Below are 15816 nucleotides of genomic sequence, written 5' to 3'. Positions count from 1 at the left end.
CCGCGGCGCCGCGTGGGCACGATCGCCGCAGCCTGTGGATTACTCGCCGGCGTACGTCCCGACATCCCACAGATTCCCTTCCGGGTCACGAACCGTGAACCCGCGCGATCCGTAATCGGTGTCCCGCAATCCGCGGACGACGACCGCCCCGGCGCCGATCGCGCGCCCGATCACGGCGTCCGGGTCGGCATGGACCAGGTACACGGCCTGCGTCTGGTCAGCCAGCGCCGAGTACGCATCAGGCGCGGCCTTCGCGTCGACCGAGCCCAGCATCACTCCGCCACCCGCCGGCCACCGCAGCTCTGCATGGGCGATCGAACCCTCGGCTGTGCCCGGGTACGACGCCGCCACCTCGAACCCGAGCCCTTTGGTCAGAAACGTCAGTGCGGCCTGTCCGTCGCGGTACATCAAGGTCGGCCAGACGCCAGTCGCAGTAGTCATACCCCAGACTCTGCAGCCTCCAGGGTGCACCGGTCTTGAACATTTGGGAGCTCTTCGCGCATCCACCGCCGCGGCGTGCATCCGGCGATCGCCTGCCACTCCCGCGTCAGATGCGCCTGATCGGCGTACCCGAATGTCGCAGCCAGCTCAGCCAGCCGTAGCGTCGGCTCCTGCCGCAGCCGCGCAACCGCCTGCTCGAACCGCAGCACTCGCCCAGCCACCTTCGGTGCCAGCCCGTACTCCGCTCCGAACCGCTCAGTCAGATGCCGCCGGCTCCATCCGACCTCAGCAGCCAACTCCTGGACGCCGATCGCCCCGCCTGTCTCGCAAAGCCGCCGCCAGGCCCATCCGACCTCAGCCCGGACGCCGGACGCCGGGGGAGTGGCCCACCGTCGCAGCAACGCCCCCTCCAACAGGTCGAACCGCTCACGCCAGCCAACGACAGACCGCAGCTGCGAGATCAGCTGCGCACCCGACGACCCGAAAATCTCCTCCAGCTCAACCACTCGCCAGGCGAGCTCACCCGGTGGCAGTCCGAACAGCGCCCGCGCAGCCGCCGGAGTCAGCGCCAGCTGCACCCCAGCCCGGCTGGTGGAGCCGCCGACGTGCACCGCCTGCGAATGCAGCCCACTGAGCCCAGCGTCGTAGAAACCGCTGGTCCCATCCGGCCAGGCGATCCCGAGCGGTTCGTCCAGTGTGATCACCAGCGTCAGGTACTGCGACGGCAGCCCGCGATGCAGCTCCGGCGGGGCGCCGTCGTACGCATACCCGCTGATGTCACCGACGTACGGCCGCAGGGCAGGGTGCACCGCGCGCTGAACGTGGGTGAACCCTGCCATAGCCCTCAGGCTAGATCGGACGCCGAACCAGCACCATCCGTCCGAAGTCGGTCTGTGCGACCCGGACCAGCTCGAAACCGACCGCAACCGCCTCCTCGGTCAGCTGCTCTGCAGTGCGCCCGAACGGCACGCCCCAGCCCTGAGCGATCAGCCGGCGCAGCGTGTACGACGGCAGCCCGGCCTCGTCCGGCACCGGCTCCATCTCCTGGATGAACAGAATCCCGCCCGGCTTCAGCGCCTGCAGGATCATCTCCAGCGTCGCCGCCCGCGTCGGCTCCGGGAAGAACGGCTGCGCCCAGAACGCCGACCCGAACACGTCCTTCTCGTCGAAGTCCCGCGCATCCAGCACCCGTACGTCGACCCGGTCGCCAACCCCCAGCGCCGCAATGCGCCGCCGGGTCTCAGCCGCAACGGCCGGGATCAGCTCGATCGCCGTCCCGCGCAGCTCCGGAAACAGCCCAGCCAGCGTCGTCGTCGCACCCGCGACCCCACAGCCGACATCAATGAACCGGTCCCGACGAATCGCCTCACCCAGCTCCGGGATCTGCGGCAGGAACAGCCGGTCGTACAGCGCCGCCGTAACCGGCGTCGCCTTCCCACCGGTCGCCCGCGCGGTGACGAGCGCATCCGCCTCAGTCAGCGGCAGCGGCCCCGAGTCCGTTGCCGCAGTCCGGATCAGCCGGGTCAGAAGCTCGGCCTGGTCCAGTGCGTCATCCAGACCGATGTACGCGTCGTCCGCCGCCAGTGCGGCGAACGAGTCAGTCAGCTGAACGCCAGAGTCGCGCTCCTGCACCACGCCATGCGCTGCGAGCGCACTGACGATGTCACTGACCCGCTGCGCCGGCAGCCCGGAGTACGCCGCCAGTTCGTCGAGCGTGCGCGGTTCGGTCAGGTACGTCGTCCAGCCCTTGTCGCGCAGCGCCGTGACCAGCGACAGGATCTGGGCGCTGTCGACCCAGGCCTTGACCACATCGCGGGCCTGTCCGGCGAGCGCGAAGCGTGCGAGTTGATCGTCTTGGTTGCTCACACAGACAGGATGCGTGAGCAGACCCGAAGTTCGCGGTAGCGGCAGTGACCCGCGTCACGCCGAGATGGCCTCCCCGATCCGGGGGCTGTGGAACAGCCGGAGGTCGTGCACCCGGCCGCCGCGCAGGTGCTGCACCCAGACCACCGTCGGCGGGCAGTGCAGCGGATCCTCGGGCGGGTTGATCAGGTCGATCTCGCTGACCGTCACGTCCTGACTGGCCAGCACATTCGTCAGCCGGCCACGCACGCCGTCGGCGATGTCCTCGTACATGCCCCGCAAGAACGAGCTGACGTCGCCGGAGCCGCCCGACCAGCTGTACCGCGCGTCTGGCGTCCAGAACGCCGTGAGCGTCTCAGCCAGCGTGCCACGCTCAGCGGCGTCCATCGTCTCCGACACCTCACGCCAGCGGACGCCGGTCAGCGCCCCGACGTCGCCGTAACTCGTATCGGCCGTGGCCAGCAGGCTCGCGGACAGCTGACCGCGCGCCTTGGCCAGCCGGCTGCGCACGGTCCCGACCGGGATACCGCACGCGTCCGCGATGTCCTGGTACGCCGTGACGCCACTGAAGTGCCGCAGCATCACCACCAACCGCAGCGGCGCGGACAGCTCCTCCAGCGCCCGCCACACCCACTCCCGGGTGGCATGCCGATCGAGCGCCTGCGCCGGATCCGGCTCGGACGACGGCAGCACAGCGTGCAGCTGCTCGTCGAGGGGGAGCGGCCGCCGGGCGCGAAGTTGCGTCAGGCAAGCATTCCGGACCACCTGCCGCAGCCAGCCGCCGACGGCGCCCGGCTCCCGGACGTCGCCGATCCGGGCCAGCGCGACCGTCATCGCCTCCTGGACGGCGTCGTCGGCGTCCGGCCCCGGGCCGAGCACCGAGATCGCCACCGCTGTCATCCCGGGCCGGTGCCGGGCGAGCAGGCTGCCGAGCGCCCCGATGTCACCGGACTGGGCGGCCCGCACCAGATCGGAGTCCATGCCAGCCACGATAGCCGCCGCCCGGAATCCGTCATCCGGGACCGCCGTTTCGGCATTCGGACGACGAGTGGCACCATGGACGGAGTCGTAGACAGCGAGATTTTGGAGATCGTCGTGCCTGAGCTGAGGTCCCGAACCGTCACCCACGGCCGCAACATGGCGGGCGCCCGCGCCCTCATGATGGCCTCCGGCGTCGACCGCGGGGACTTCGGCAAGCCGATCATCGCGGTCGCCAACAGCTTCACCGAGTTCGTCCCCGGCCACACCCACCTGGCCCCGGTCGGGCGGATCGTGTCCGAGGCGATCCAGGCCGCCGGCGGGATCGCCCGCGAGTTCAACACGATCGCCGTCGACGACGGGATCGCGATGGGCCACGGCGGCATGCTCTACAGCCTGCCCTCGCGGGATCTGATCGCCGACTCGGTCGAGTACATGGTCGAGGCGCATTGCGCGGACGCGCTGATCTGCATCTCGAACTGCGACAAGATCACCCCCGGCATGCTGATGGCCGCGCTCCGGCTGAACATCCCGACCGTGTTCGTCTCCGGCGGCCCGATGGAGGCCGGCCGGGCGACGCTCGTCGACGGCACCGTCCGCAAGCTGGACCTGATCGACGCGATGTCCGAGGCCGTCAACGAGAACGTCTCCGACGAGGACATCCTGCGGATCGAGGAGAACGCCTGCCCGACCTGCGGCTCCTGTTCGGGGATGTTCACCGCCAACTCGATGAACTGCCTGACCGAGGCGATCGGCCTGTCGCTGCCCGGCAACGGCTCGGTGCTGGCCACCCACACCGCGCGCAAGGCCCTCTACGAGAACGCCGGCCGCACGGTCGTCGAGATCACCAAGCGGTACTACGAGACCGACGACGCGACCGTGCTGCCGCGGAACGTCGCCTCCCGGGCCGCGTTCGAGAACGCGATGGCGCTCGACATCGCGATGGGCGGCTCGACGAACACGATCCTGCACCTGCTCGCCGCCGCGCAGGAGGCGCAGGTCGACTTCGATCTGGACGACATCAACGCCGTCTCGCGCCGCGTGCCCTGCTTGGCCAAGGTTGCGCCGAACGTCGCCCCCGGCGGCACGTACTACATGGAGGACGTGCACCGGGCCGGCGGTATCCCGGCCATCCTCGGCGAGCTCTACCGGGCCGGCCTGCTGAACGAAGACATCCACACCGTGCACAGCGCCTCGATCGGCGACTGGCTGAAGACCTGGGACGTGCGCAGCGGCTCGCCGTCCGCCGAGGCCGTCGAGCTGTGGCACGCGGCCCCAGGCTGCAAGCGGTCCGCGACGGCGTTCTCGCAGTCCGAGCGCTGGGACACCCTGGACACCGACGCGGCCGGCGGCTGCATCCGCGACCTCGAGCACGCCTATTCCAAGGACGGCGGCCTGGCCGTCCTGAAGGGCAACCTGGCCGTCGACGGCTGCGTCGTGAAGACGGCCGGCGTCGACGAGTCGATCTGGACGTTCCAGGGTCCCGCGGTGGTCTGCGAATCGCAGGAGGAGGCCGTCGAGAAGATCCTGGCCAAGCAGGTCCAGCCGGGTGACGTCGTGGTGATCCGCTACGAAGGTCCCAAGGGCGGGCCGGGGATGCAGGAGATGCTCTACCCGACGTCGTTCCTGAAGGGCCGCGGCCTGGGCAAGGTCTGCGCGCTCGTCACCGACGGCCGCTTCTCCGGCGGGACGTCGGGGTTGTCGATCGGCCACGCTTCGCCGGAGGCCGCCTCGGGCGGCACGATCGCCCTGGTCCAGGACGGCGACCAGATCCGGATCGACATCCCGAGCCGCGCGATCGAGTTGCTCGTCGACGACGCCGAGCTGGCGGCCCGCCGCGAAGCCCTGGGCGGCGTCTACGCGCCGAAGAGCCGTGAGCGCAAGGTCTCCCAGGCCCTGAAGGCGTACGCCGCGATGGCGACCAGCGCCGACAAGGGCGCCGTCCGAGACATCACGAAACTCGGCTAGATCTCCAGATCGAACGCTAGGTTGATCGCCTCGGCCAGGGCAGGTTCCTGGTCGGGGCGCAGGTAGCCGATCAACCGGCCCAGCTGGGACTTCGGGATCGTCTGGATGTTGTCGCAGGAGATCGCGCTGGGGTGGTCGAGCCCGTTCTGCGGGCCGACCAGCACCTCGGTGGACAGGCCGCGGATCGTGCTGGTGATCGGCGCGACGGTCACGTTGGTCAGCCGCGGCCGGATCAGCTCCCGGGTCAGGACGACGACGGGCCGCGGTTTGTCCAGCAGCGCGACGTGCAGCGGCCGCATCTCAGTCGAGGTCGGTCAGGACGGTGCCGGACGCCGAAGCGGTCAATCCCCCGAATTCAGGATAGTCGCCGTGCTCGGCCAGGATCGCGAGGTCGCGGGCGGCCAGCGCCCGGCGGCGCTCGCGCTCCATCGCCCGGGCGACCACGGACGCCCGGCTGGTGGCCTGATCGGTCGCGACCAGCTCGTCCATGAACTCGACCAGGTCATCGGGCAGCCGCACGGTGATCTGTTTGCTCATACCAAAACCATACCGCTCTGGGATGCACCGCGCCAGGAGTCAGTTGGGCGACATCGTCGACCAGCTCAGGTCGGTGGCCGGGAGCGACGGCAGCGCGGCGATCGCGGAGAGCTCGGTGTCGAGCAGGCCGATCAGCTGGGACAGCCGGGTCGTCGTGTCGGTCGCCTCGAGCAGCTTCTGCCGGTCCGGCGTGAGCAGTGTGGTGGCGGCCGACATCAGGTACGACAGCGTGCTCGGGTCGTCGGGCAGGTCGCCGATGTGCAGGCCGGGCCGGCTGATCGTGGTGACGGCCTCGGCGTACCGGCGGAAGCGCTCGACGGCGATCATCGCCGTGCCGAGCGGGTCGTCGCCCAGCTCCTCGGGCAGCCACTCGACGTCGGCGACCAGGTAGTCGCCGGCGCCGTCCAGCTCGGCGACCTTGAACCGGTGGCTGCCGGTCAGCGTGATCTCGACCGGGCCGTCGTCGTCGGCGTCCAGGGTGATCTCGGAGATCGTGGCCGAGCAGCCGGTGCCGTACAGCGAGCGGAACACCCGCTCGCCCAGCTCGTACCCGTCCCGGACGGCGAGCGCGCCGCAGACCAGCTCGCCGCCGTTCTCGACCAGGTCCCGGATGACGGCGCGGCCCTGCACGTCGGTCACCGGGATCGGAAGCACCAGCCCGGGGAAGATCACCGTTTCGACAGTGAGCAGTGGCAGGCGGGAGTCCATATCAAGGAGCCTAGTGGACAACGCACCTCATCACGCGGCGTGACCGCGCCGTTCCGCCCGCCGGATGGATATGCGGTCGGGGGAGCGGAGCGTGAGCACTAGACTGACCCCATGATTCGCCGCGTCGACCTGCGGGGACGAGTGGCGGCCGGTGAGGTCTTCGACCTCCACGCCGAAGTGAGCGCCCTGGTCCCCCGAGCTGTGTTCGACGTCGAGAAGGCTCTCGACGTCGTCCGACCGATCTGTCTGGACGTCCGTCATCGCGGGCTGGCGGCGATCCGGGAGTACGGCGAGAGGTTCGACCATGTCCGGGTGGACGACGTGCGCGTCCCGGCGGCGGCGCTGAAGACCGCGCTGGAGGAGCTGGACCCGGTGGTCCGGGCCGCGTTCGAGGAGTCGATCCGGCGCGTCCGCGAGGTCAGCGTCGACGAGCTGACGGCAGATATCGAGTCCGAGCCCGCGCCGGGTGGCCGGGTCACGCAGCGGTTCGTCCCGGTCCAGCGCGTCGGGCTGTACGTCCCGGGCGGCCGCGCGCCGCTGGCGTCGTCCGTCGTGATGAACGTCGTCCCGGCGCAGGTGGCCGGCGTGCCGTCGCTGGCCGTTGCGTCGCCGCCGCAGAAGGAGTTCGGCGGTCTGCCGCACCCGACGGTGCTGGCGGTCTGCGAGTTGCTCGGGATCACCGAGGTCTATGCGATGGGCGGCGCTCAGGCGATCGCGGGCTTCGCGTACGGCTTCGACGGTTGCCGCAAGGTCAACCTGATCACGGGCCCCGGCAACATCTATGTCGTTGCCGCGAAGCGCTTTCTGCTCGGCGAGGTCGGCATCGACTCCGAGGCCGGGCCGACCGAGATCGCGATCCTGGCCGATGACAGCGCCGACGCGCGGCATGTCGCGGCCGATCTGATCAGCCAGGCCGAGCACGACCCGATGGCGGCCTCCGTCCTGGTGACGCCGAGCGCGGCGCTGGCCGCGGCCGTCGAGGCCGAGCTGCCCGCGCAGGTCGCCGCGACCAGGCACAGCGAGCGCGTCACCGAGGCGCTCACCGGTCAGCAGTCCGCGATCGTGCTGGTCGACGACCTCGGCCAGGGCACCGCCGTCGTGGACGCGTACGCCGCCGAGCACCTCGAGATCCAGACCGTGGACGCCGAGGAGCGGGCCGGGCAGATCAACAACGCGGGCGCGATCTTCGTCGGCGGCTGGTCCCCGGTCTCGCTGGGCGACTACTGCGCCGGCTCGAACCACGTCCTGCCCACCGCGGGCTGCGCGTGCCACTCGTCCGGCCTGTCCGTGCGCAGCTTCCTGAAGGCCGTGCACGTCGTCAACTACTCCCGCGCCGCCCTCGAAGAGGTCGCCGGGCATGTCGTTGCCCTGGCCAACGCCGAAGACCTGCCCGCCCACGGCGCCGCCGTCTCGATCCGCTTTCCCGGAGCCGGCTGATGGGCCGCTTCGACGGATTGCCGATCCGCGACGAGCTGAAGGCCTTCGAGCCGTACGGCGCGCCGCAGCTCGACGTGCCGGTGCTGCTGAACGTCAACGAGAACCCGTACGCCCCGAGCGAGGAGACGGTCGCCGATATCGCCAACTCGGTGGCGGCCGCGGCCCGCGGGCTGAACCGCTACCCGGATCGCGAGTTCCTCGAGCTGCGCGCCGACCTGGCGGCATACCTCGGCCGGGAGTCCGGCGCGCAGCTGACGGCTGAGCAGATCTGGGCGGCCAACGGCTCCAACGAGGTCATGCTGCATCTGCTGCAGGCCTTCGGCGGCCCGGGCCGCAAGGCGCTCTCGTTCGCCCCGACCTACTCGATGTACCCCGAGTACGCACGCGACACGAACACCGCCTGGGTCACCGGCCGCCGCGCCGAGGATTTCACCCTCGACCAGAGCAAGGCGCTGGCCGCGATCTCCCGGCACCGCCCGTCCGTCGTCCTGCTCGCCTCGCCGAACAACCCGACCGGGACGGCGCTGCCGATCCAGGTCGTCGAGGCGCTGGCGGCCCGGACGGCGGCGATCGGCGCGGTGCTCGTCGTCGACGAGGCGTACGGCGAGTTCCGCCGGGCCGGGACGCCGAGCGCCCTGTCCCTGTTGCCGTCGTACCCGAATCTGGCCGTCGCGCGGACGATGTCGAAGGCGTTCGCGCTGGCCGGCGGCCGCGTCGGATACCTTGCCGCGAGCAACCAATTGGTCGACGCGCTGCGGATCGTCCGGTTGCCGTACCACCTGTCCGCGGTGACGCAGGCGGTCGCGCGGGCCGCGCTCCGGCACTCCGGCGAGCTGCTCAGCCGCGTCGAGCAGCTGCGCACCGAGCGGGACGAGACCGTCACCTGGCTGCGCGGCCTCGGGTTGCGTGCGGTCGACTCCGACGCGAACTTCGTCCTTTTCGGCCTCTTCGCCGATCGGCACGCGGTCTGGCAGGCCCTGCTGGCCGACGGCGTCCTGATCCGCGAGACCGGGCCGGACGGCTGGCTGCGGGTCTCCATCGGCACCGGCGCCGAGATGGCCGCGTTCCGCGCTTCCTTGGAGCGCATCCTCAAGACAGACACGGGAAGGCTGCTATGACGCGCACCGCACGGATCGATCGCGAGACCAGTGAATCGAAGGTTCTGGTCGAGCTGGATGTCGACGGCACCGGCCGCGCCGACATCTCGACCGGGGTCGGCTTCTACGACCACATGCTGAACGCGCTGGCCAAGCACGCGCTGCTCGACCTGACCGTGAACACGGTCGGCGACCTGGAGATCGACGCGCACCACACCGTCGAGGACACCGCGATCGGTATCGGCCAGGCGCTGAAGGAGGCGCTCGGCGACAAGCGCGGTATCCGCCGGTTCGGCGACGCGACCGTCCCGCTGGACGAGGCGCTCGTGCACTGCACGGTCGACCTGTCCGGCCGTCCGTACTGCGTGCACACCGGCGAGCCCGACGGTCAGGTCTACGCGATCATCGGCGGCGACTACGCCGGCTCGCTGACCCAGCACGTCTTCGAGACGCTCGCGTTCAACGCCGCGATCTGCATCCACATCCGGGTGCTGTCCGGCCGCGACCCGCACCACATCGTCGAGGCCCAGTTCAAGGCGTTCGCCCGGGCGCTGCGCGCCGCCGCCGAGCTCGACCCGCGCCAGCCGGGGATCCCGTCCACCAAGGGTGCGCTGTGACCAAGAAGGTCGTCCTGCTCGACTACGGCTCGGGCAACATCCGCTCCGGCGAGCGGGCGCTGCAACGCGTCGGCGCCGACGTCACCGTCACCTCCGACTACGAGACCGCGCTGAACGCCGACGGGCTGCTCGTCCCCGGGGTCGGCGCGTTCGCCGCGTGTATGTCGGGCCTGAAATCCGTCCGTGGCGACATCATCGTCGATCGCCGGCTGACCGGCGCCCGTCCGGTGCTCGGCATCTGCGTCGGGATGCAGATCCTGTTCGCGCGTGGCATCGAGCACGGCGTCGAGACCGACGGTTGCGAGCAATGGCCGGGGACGGTCGAGCGGCTGCAGACCGAGCAGCCCGTCCCGCACATGGGCTGGAACACCATCGACGTCCCCGCGGGCACCAGCCTGTTCGACGGCGTCGAGAAGGAGCGGTTCTACTTCGTCCACTCGTACGGCGTCCGCAGCTGGGAGCTCACCGACACGCGCGAGTCCGTCACGCCGCTGGTGACCTGGACGGAGTACGGCGGCGACCGGTTCGTGGCCGCCGTCGAGAACGGCCCGCTGACCGCGACGCAGTTCCACCCGGAGAAGTCCGGGGACGCCGGCGCCGCCGTCCTGGAGAACTGGGTCCGCTCGCTCTGATACCAGTTGTCTAACTGGTTTAGCACCTGACCGTCGGTCACGGTTCGGGTGACACTGCCGCATTACCTGGGCGCGAGGTCTTCTCAGGTGACCAGGGGTGCTGTCACACTCACTCGCCAAGGTCATGGGAACGTCGGGGATCCGGGAGGCCGGGTGCTGGCTGCGAAGAACCTCGAGGTCGTCTACGACGACGTGATGCTGGTGCTGCGGGGCGTCGGCCTCGAGATCCCGCAAGGGCGGATCGTCGCGCTGCTGGGGGCCAACGGCGCCGGCAAGTCCACCTTGTTACGCGCGCTGTCCGGGTTGCTCGACGTCCACGACGGCGCGGTCCGGCGCGGATCGATCACCCTCGACGGCGAGCCGATCCACACCTACGGCGCCAGCCGGATCGCTGCCCTGGGCATCAAACAGGTCATGGAGGGCCGGCGGATCCTTGCCGACCTGACCGTCGAGGAGAACCTGCGGATCGGCGGGCACGTCAAGCCGCGCTCGATCCGGGCCAACCTCGACCGGACGTACGAGCTGTTCCCGGTGCTGGCCGGACGGCGGCACCGGACGGCCGGCTACCTGTCCGGCGGTGAGCAGCAGATGCTCGCGATCGGCCGGGCCCTGATGTCGGACCCGGCCTACCTCCTGCTCGACGAGCCGAGCCTCGGCCTCGCCCCGCTGATCGTGCAGCAGATCCGGGACGTGATCGTCCGGATCAACGAGCAGGGCACGACCGTGCTGCTGGTCGAGCAGAACGCGGCGATGGCGCTGTCGATCGCCGAACACGGCTACGTGCTGGAGAACGGGACCGTCGTGATGGACAAACCCGCGACCGAGTTGCTCGCGGACGGCGACGTCCGCGAGTTCTACCTGGGCCTCGGGGCCGAGGGCGCGGTGAAGTCGTTCCGCGACGTGAAGCACTACCGGCGCCGGAAGCGGTGGTTGTCATGACGGAGCCGGTGCTCAGCTTCGACGACGTCCGGCTCAGCTTCGCCGGCGTCACGGCGCTCGACGGCGTCAGCTTCACCGTGAACCCGGGGGAGTTGTTCGCGGTGATCGGCCCGAACGGCGCCGGGAAGACCTCGATCTTCAACGTGCTCTCCGGCGTCTACCGGCCGGAGCGCGGCTCGGTCCGCTTCGAGGGGACGGAGCTGATCGGGCGCCGTCCGCACGCGATCGCGCGGCTCGGCATCGGCCGGACCTTCCAGAACATCGAGTTGTTCGCCAACCTCACCGTGCTCGACAACCTGATGCTCGGCCGGCACCACCATCACCCGTACGGCGTGCTCGCGGCCTTCGGCTGGCTCGGCAAGGCGCGGCGCAGCGAGCTGGCCAACCGGCTGGCCGTCGAGGAGATCATCGACTTCCTCGAGCTGGCCCAGTGGCGGCGGTTCCCGGTCGGGCTGCTGCCGTACGGCGTCCAGAAACGCGTCGAGCTCGGCCGGGCGCTGGCCGGGGAGCCGAAACTGCTGCTGCTCGACGAGCCGGTCGCCGGGATGAACCTGGAGGAGACCGAGGACATGGCCCGCTTCGTCCTCGACATCCGCGACGAGCTCGGGCTGCCGATCGTGATGGTCGAGCACGACATGGGCCTGGTGATGGATCTGGCCGACCGGATCATGGTGGTCGACTTCGGCCGCCCGATCCGGACCGGCACTCCGCCGGAGGTGGCTGCCGACCCGGAGGTGATCCGCGCCTATCTCGGCGCCGAGCATCGGGAGGCCGGATGACCGCCACCATCGCGACCCGGGTCCGCGACCGGGCCGCCGCGAGCCCGGAGGTGATCGCCTTACGGGAGAAGGATCTGGGCATCTGGCAACAGGTCAGCTGGGCCGGGTACTGGCGGACCGCCGAGCTGGTCGGTCACGCGCTCCTTGCCCTCGGCATCGAACCCGGCGACCGGGTCGCGGTGCACTCCGACAACCGGCGCGAGTGGCTGTACGCCGACGTCGGCACGGTCGCCGTCGGCGCCGCGACCGTCGGCCTCTACCCGACCAACCCGGTCGCCGAGGTCGCCTACCTGCTCCAGCACTCCGGCGCCCGGGTGCTGATCGCCGAAGACCAGGAACAGGTCGACAAAGCGCTCGCCGCCGGCGACCTGCCCGCCCTCGAACGCATCGTGTACGTCGAACCGCGCGGCATCCGCAACCGGTACGACGACCCGCGGCTCCTCGCCTGGCCCGACTTCCTTGCCCTCGGCAAGGACCACCAGGAACGGCACCCGGACGCCGTCGCCCAGCGGATGGCGCGCTGTCAGCCGAACGACGTGGTCACGCTGATCTATACCTCCGGAACCACCGGACCGCCCAAGGGCGCGATGCTGACCGCGGCGAATGTCGAGTTCGCGATCCAGGAGCTGATCGAGCGCGGCGGGTTCGCGTCGCCGCCGCCGTCCGCGCGCGACAGCGTGTTGTCCTACCTGCCGTTGTGCCACGTCGCCGAGCGGATCTTCAGCACCTGGTTCGGGGCGGGCGCGGGCGTCTGCGTGCACTTCGCCGAGTCGATCGAGACGGTCGCGGGCAATCTGCGCGAGGTGCAGCCGACGATCCTGTTCGGCGTCCCGCGGATCTGGGAGAAGATCGCGGCCGGGGTGCAGATCCGGATCGACTCCGCCGACCCGATCAAGCGCCGGATCGGCGGCTTCTGGCTCCGCCGCGCGGACTGGATCGGCGGAGTCCTCGCGGCGAACGCGGGCCGGCACACGGCGGCGTCCCGAATCGTCTACGGCATCGGCTGGCTGTTCTGCTACCGCGCGCTGCTCGATCGGGTCGGCCTGCGCGAGGTTCGGTACGCCGCGTCCGGCGCGGCCCCGATCGCACCCGAGGTGCTCCGGTTCTTCATGGGGCTCGGCGTCCCGATGCACGAGGTGTACGGGATGACCGAGAACACCGCGGTCGCGACGGCGAACCGGCCCGGCCGGGTCAAGGTCGGGACGGTCGGCGAGGCGCATCCGAGTGTCGAGGTCCGGATCGACGAGCTGACCGGTGAGATCCAGACCCGGCACCTGGGCACCTTCGCGGGCTACTGGCGGGATCCGGCGGCGACCAAGGCGGTGCTCGCTGCTGATGGCTGGCTGCGCACCGGCGACGTGGGGGAGTGGGTCGACGGCACGCACCTGCGGATCACCGATCGGATGAAGGACATCATCATCACCGCGGGCGGGAAGAACATCGCGCCGTCCGAGCTGGAGAACGCGCTGAAGGCGTCGCCGTACATCAAGGAGGCGTTGGTGATCGGCGACCGCCGCCGGTTCCTCGCCGCGCTGATCGGCATCGAGCCGGACACCGTCGGCCACTGGGCGCAGACGCGCCGGCTGTCCTACACGACGTACGCCGACCTGGCCGCGAAACCGGAGGTGGTCGCGCTCGTGCAATCGGTCGTGGACGACGTCAACGTCCGGTTCGCCACCGTCGAACAGGTGCGCTCGTTCCGGCTGCTGCCGAAGCTGCTGGACCACGAGGACGGCGAGCTGACCGCGACCCAGAAGCTGAAACGGTCCGCCGTGCTGAGTTCGTTCGACGGCCTGGTCGAAGCCATGTACGCGAAGGAGTCGCGATGAGTGAGTTCCTCGCGACGATCGTGCGCGGCCTCGGCAGCGGGTCGATCTACGCCCTGCTGGCGCTGGGTTTCGTGATCGTCTACAAGTCGATGCGGGTGATCAGCTTCGCCCAGCCGGCCTTCATGATGGCCGGCAGCCTGCTGGTCGGCTACCTGGTGCTGTCGATGAACTTCTTCCTCGCGGTGCTGCTCGCGCTGCTGCTGACCGCGCTGCTCGGCGCCGGGGTCGAACGGCTGGCGTTGCGGCCGATGATCGGCAAACCGGTCTTCGTGCTCGCGATCGTCACCCTTGGCGTCGACATCGTCATCCGCACGGTGGTGAACTCGTTCATCGGCCTCGACATCCGCCAGATGGGCGACCCCTGGGGCCTCCAGCAGGTCGACGTCCTCGGCGTACAGGTCGACCAGCGCCACCTGGCCACCCTGCTCACCACCCTGATCGTCGTCGCCGCCCTGTTCGCCTTCTACCGCTGGTCCCGCACCGGCCTGGCGATGCGCGCGGCGTCCTCCGACCAAGAGGTAGCCCTGGCCCAAGGCATCTCGGTAGCCCGCGTCTTCTCCCTCTCCTGGGCCCTAGCCGCCGCCCTCGCCGGCCTGGCCGGCGTCTTCCTCGCGACCGGCATCGGCCTCGAACAGAACCTTTGGCTGACCGCCCTCAAAGCCCTGCCCGTCATCATCCTCGGCGGCCTCGACTCCCTCGGCGGCGCCGTCCTCGCCGGCCTCGCCATCGGCGTCGTCGAAGCCGTCGTCGGCAGCTACGGCGCCACCCTGCACCCGATCTTCGGCGGCGACTTCTTCCTCGTCGTCCCCTACCTCCTGATGCTCCTCGTCCTGCTAGTCAGACCCTACGGCCTGTTCGGCACCCGAGAGGTGGAGCGGATATGAGTCGGCCCCTGCTTTACCTGTCGTACCGGCAGGACATGGCGTTGCTGAACACCGGAGCCAAGCGGGGGTGGACGGCGGTGCTGGCGGTTGGTGGGCTGGTGTTGCCGTTTGTGGTGCAGGACGACTTGTTGATCGTGCTGGCTACGGCTTGGGTGGCGGCGATCGGGGCTATTGGGCTGAATATCGTTACTGGGTACGGCGGGCAGGTGTCGCTGGGGCATGCGTTCTTCCTGGCGATCGGGGCCTATACGGCGGCGGCGATCTCGGGGGATCCGGACAGTACGCGGCTGATCGGGTTCGGGATCACGTCGTTGCCGGTGTGGTTGCTGGCGGCCGGGTTGGTGGCGGGGCTGGCCGGGTTGATCGTGGCGCCGTTGGCGGCCCGGTTGCGGGGGTTGTATCTGGCGGTGGTGACGCTGGGGCTGGTGTTCATCGGGGAGCACGTGTTCAAGCACTGGCGGGAGCTGACCGGTGGGGTCGGGGTCGGGCGGCCGGCGGCGGTGCCGGAGTTGTTCGGGGTGCAGTTCGCGGTGGACGGGGCGATGTTCACCAAGGCGCAGAAGCTGTATCTGCTGATGCTCGTGCTGCTGGTGATCTTCGGCGTCCTGGCGCGCAATCTGGTCCGCTCCCGGGTCGGGCGGGCGCTGGCCGCGGTCCGGGACCGGGATCTGGCCGCGGCGGTGATCGGGGTCGACGTGACCCGGTACAAGATGATCGCGTTCGCGGTGTCGTCGTTCTACGCCGGCGTCGCGGGCGCGCTGCTGTACGTGATGATCGGCTTCGTCGAACCCGGGTCGTTCAACCTGGCGATGTCGGTGCAGTACATCGCGATGATCCTGATCGGCGGTGTCGCGACCATCTCGGGCTCGGTCCTCGGCGCCGTGTTCATCACGCTGCTGCCCCGGGTCACCCGGGAGCTGCCGGCGGTCCTGCCGTTCGTCAGCAGCAGCCCGGGCTCGGGCGGTATCACGGTCTTCCAGGTCGAGACGATCCTCTACGGCCTGCTGATCATCGGATTTCTCATCTTCGAACCGCGGGGGCTGTTCGGGATCTGGACCCGGCTCCGCACCTACTGGAAAGCGTGGCCGTTCTCGCACTGAAGGAGCA

General features: G+C 69.9%; 17 protein-coding genes. 10 read left to right on the top strand and 7 right to left on the bottom strand.

Features of this window, described 5'->3' with window-relative positions; translation table 11 throughout:
* Window positions 1-39 precede the first annotated feature (39 nt).
* The 4 genes from HPO96_RS01025 to HPO96_RS01010 are packed head-to-tail and all read right to left on the bottom strand — an operon-like array spanning window position 40 to window position 3285.
* Complete coding sequence (locus HPO96_RS01025) at window positions 40-441, bottom strand: VOC family protein (protein WP_171670196.1); 402 nt, start codon at window positions 439-441, stop codon at window positions 40-42.
* Window positions 438-1280 (bottom strand): AraC family transcriptional regulator, encoded by an 843-nt coding sequence (locus HPO96_RS01020; RefSeq protein WP_171670195.1) that lies wholly within the window; start codon window positions 1278-1280, stop codon window positions 438-440. Before HPO96_RS01020 ends, HPO96_RS01025 begins: the two co-directional genes overlap by 4 nt.
* A 10-nt stretch (window positions 1281-1290) precedes the next feature.
* A complete protein-coding gene (locus HPO96_RS39470; protein ID WP_171670193.1) occupies window positions 1291-2307 on the bottom strand; it encodes a methyltransferase domain-containing protein in 1017 nt (338 codons plus the stop codon).
* Between the two features lie 54 nt (window positions 2308-2361).
* On the bottom strand, window positions 2362-3285 hold the full coding sequence (locus tag HPO96_RS01010; RefSeq protein WP_171670191.1) for an RNA polymerase sigma factor: 924 nt from the start codon (window positions 3283-3285) through the stop codon (window positions 2362-2364).
* Window positions 3286-3399: 114 nt separating this feature from the next.
* Here HPO96_RS01010 and ilvD point away from each other — a divergent pair, with 114 nt between their 5' ends.
* On the top strand, window positions 3400-5250 hold the full coding sequence (gene ilvD, locus HPO96_RS01005) for a dihydroxy-acid dehydratase (protein WP_171672263.1): 1851 nt from the start codon (window positions 3400-3402) through the stop codon (window positions 5248-5250).
* Here the strand turns inward: ilvD and HPO96_RS01000 are convergent.
* Genes HPO96_RS01000 through HPO96_RS00990 form a run of 3 tightly spaced genes read right to left on the bottom strand, consistent with a single transcriptional unit; the run spans window position 5247 to window position 6495 of the window.
* The gene (locus tag HPO96_RS01000) at window positions 5247-5549 is read right to left on the bottom strand and encodes a type II toxin-antitoxin system PemK/MazF family toxin (RefSeq protein WP_171670189.1); all 303 of its coding nucleotides are present in this window, start codon (window positions 5547-5549) and stop codon (window positions 5247-5249) included. The two genes, ilvD and HPO96_RS01000, sit on opposite strands and share 4 nt — an antisense overlap.
* A 1-nt stretch (window position 5550) precedes the next feature.
* On the bottom strand, window positions 5551-5787 hold the full coding sequence (locus HPO96_RS00995) for a ribbon-helix-helix domain-containing protein (protein WP_171670188.1): 237 nt from the start codon (window positions 5785-5787) through the stop codon (window positions 5551-5553).
* A gap of 39 nt (window positions 5788-5826) precedes the next feature.
* Window positions 5827-6495 carry an LON peptidase substrate-binding domain-containing protein gene (locus HPO96_RS00990; protein ID WP_171670186.1) on the bottom strand — a complete coding sequence of 223 codons (669 nt, stop codon included), beginning with the start codon at window positions 6493-6495 and terminating at the stop codon, window positions 5827-5829.
* A 111-nt stretch (window positions 6496-6606) separates the two neighbouring features.
* Between HPO96_RS00990 and hisD the strand changes: the two genes are divergently transcribed.
* The 9 genes from hisD (at window position 6607) to HPO96_RS00945 (ending at window position 15809) form a co-directional block, all read left to right on the top strand.
* Window positions 6607-7932 (top strand): histidinol dehydrogenase, encoded by a 1326-nt coding sequence (gene hisD, locus HPO96_RS00985; protein WP_171670184.1) that lies wholly within the window; start codon window positions 6607-6609, stop codon window positions 7930-7932.
* Complete coding sequence (locus HPO96_RS00980; RefSeq protein ID WP_171670183.1) at window positions 7932-9050, top strand: histidinol-phosphate transaminase; 1119 nt, start codon at window positions 7932-7934, stop codon at window positions 9048-9050. Before hisD ends, HPO96_RS00980 begins: the two co-directional genes overlap by 1 nt.
* Window positions 9047-9646, top strand: coding sequence for an imidazoleglycerol-phosphate dehydratase HisB (gene hisB / locus HPO96_RS00975; RefSeq protein ID WP_171670181.1), 600 nt, complete (start codon window positions 9047-9049; stop codon window positions 9644-9646). The genes HPO96_RS00980 and hisB overlap by 4 nt, the downstream gene beginning before the upstream one ends.
* Window positions 9643-10278 (top strand): imidazole glycerol phosphate synthase subunit HisH, encoded by a 636-nt coding sequence (hisH, locus tag HPO96_RS00970; RefSeq protein ID WP_171670180.1) that lies wholly within the window; start codon window positions 9643-9645, stop codon window positions 10276-10278. Before hisB ends, hisH begins: the two co-directional genes overlap by 4 nt.
* Before the next feature lie 153 nt (window positions 10279-10431).
* Window positions 10432-11217, top strand: coding sequence for an ATP-binding cassette domain-containing protein (locus tag HPO96_RS00965; RefSeq protein WP_171670178.1), 786 nt, complete (start codon window positions 10432-10434; stop codon window positions 11215-11217).
* Window positions 11214-11996, top strand: a complete 783-nt coding sequence (locus tag HPO96_RS00960) for an ABC transporter ATP-binding protein (RefSeq protein ID WP_171670176.1) — start codon at window positions 11214-11216, stop codon at window positions 11994-11996. Before HPO96_RS00965 ends, HPO96_RS00960 begins: the two co-directional genes overlap by 4 nt.
* The gene (locus tag HPO96_RS00955; RefSeq protein ID WP_171670175.1) at window positions 11993-13825 is read left to right on the top strand and encodes an AMP-dependent synthetase/ligase; all 1833 of its coding nucleotides are present in this window, start codon (window positions 11993-11995) and stop codon (window positions 13823-13825) included. Before HPO96_RS00960 ends, HPO96_RS00955 begins: the two co-directional genes overlap by 4 nt.
* Entirely contained in the window at window positions 13822-14709 is an 888-nt protein-coding gene (locus HPO96_RS00950; RefSeq protein WP_171670173.1) for a branched-chain amino acid ABC transporter permease, read from the top strand. Before HPO96_RS00955 ends, HPO96_RS00950 begins: the two co-directional genes overlap by 4 nt.
* Complete coding sequence (locus tag HPO96_RS00945; RefSeq protein WP_171670171.1) at window positions 14706-15809, top strand: branched-chain amino acid ABC transporter permease; 1104 nt, start codon at window positions 14706-14708, stop codon at window positions 15807-15809. The genes HPO96_RS00950 and HPO96_RS00945 overlap by 4 nt, the downstream gene beginning before the upstream one ends.
* Window positions 15810-15816: the final 7 nt, after the last annotated feature.

The organism is Kribbella sandramycini (genome assembly GCF_013131805.1).
In the GTDB taxonomy this organism is placed as follows: domain Bacteria; phylum Actinomycetota; class Actinomycetes; order Propionibacteriales; family Kribbellaceae; genus Kribbella; species Kribbella sandramycini.
Note: the sequence above shows the minus strand (reverse complement) of the source record. Positions and strands in the feature narration are given on the sequence as shown.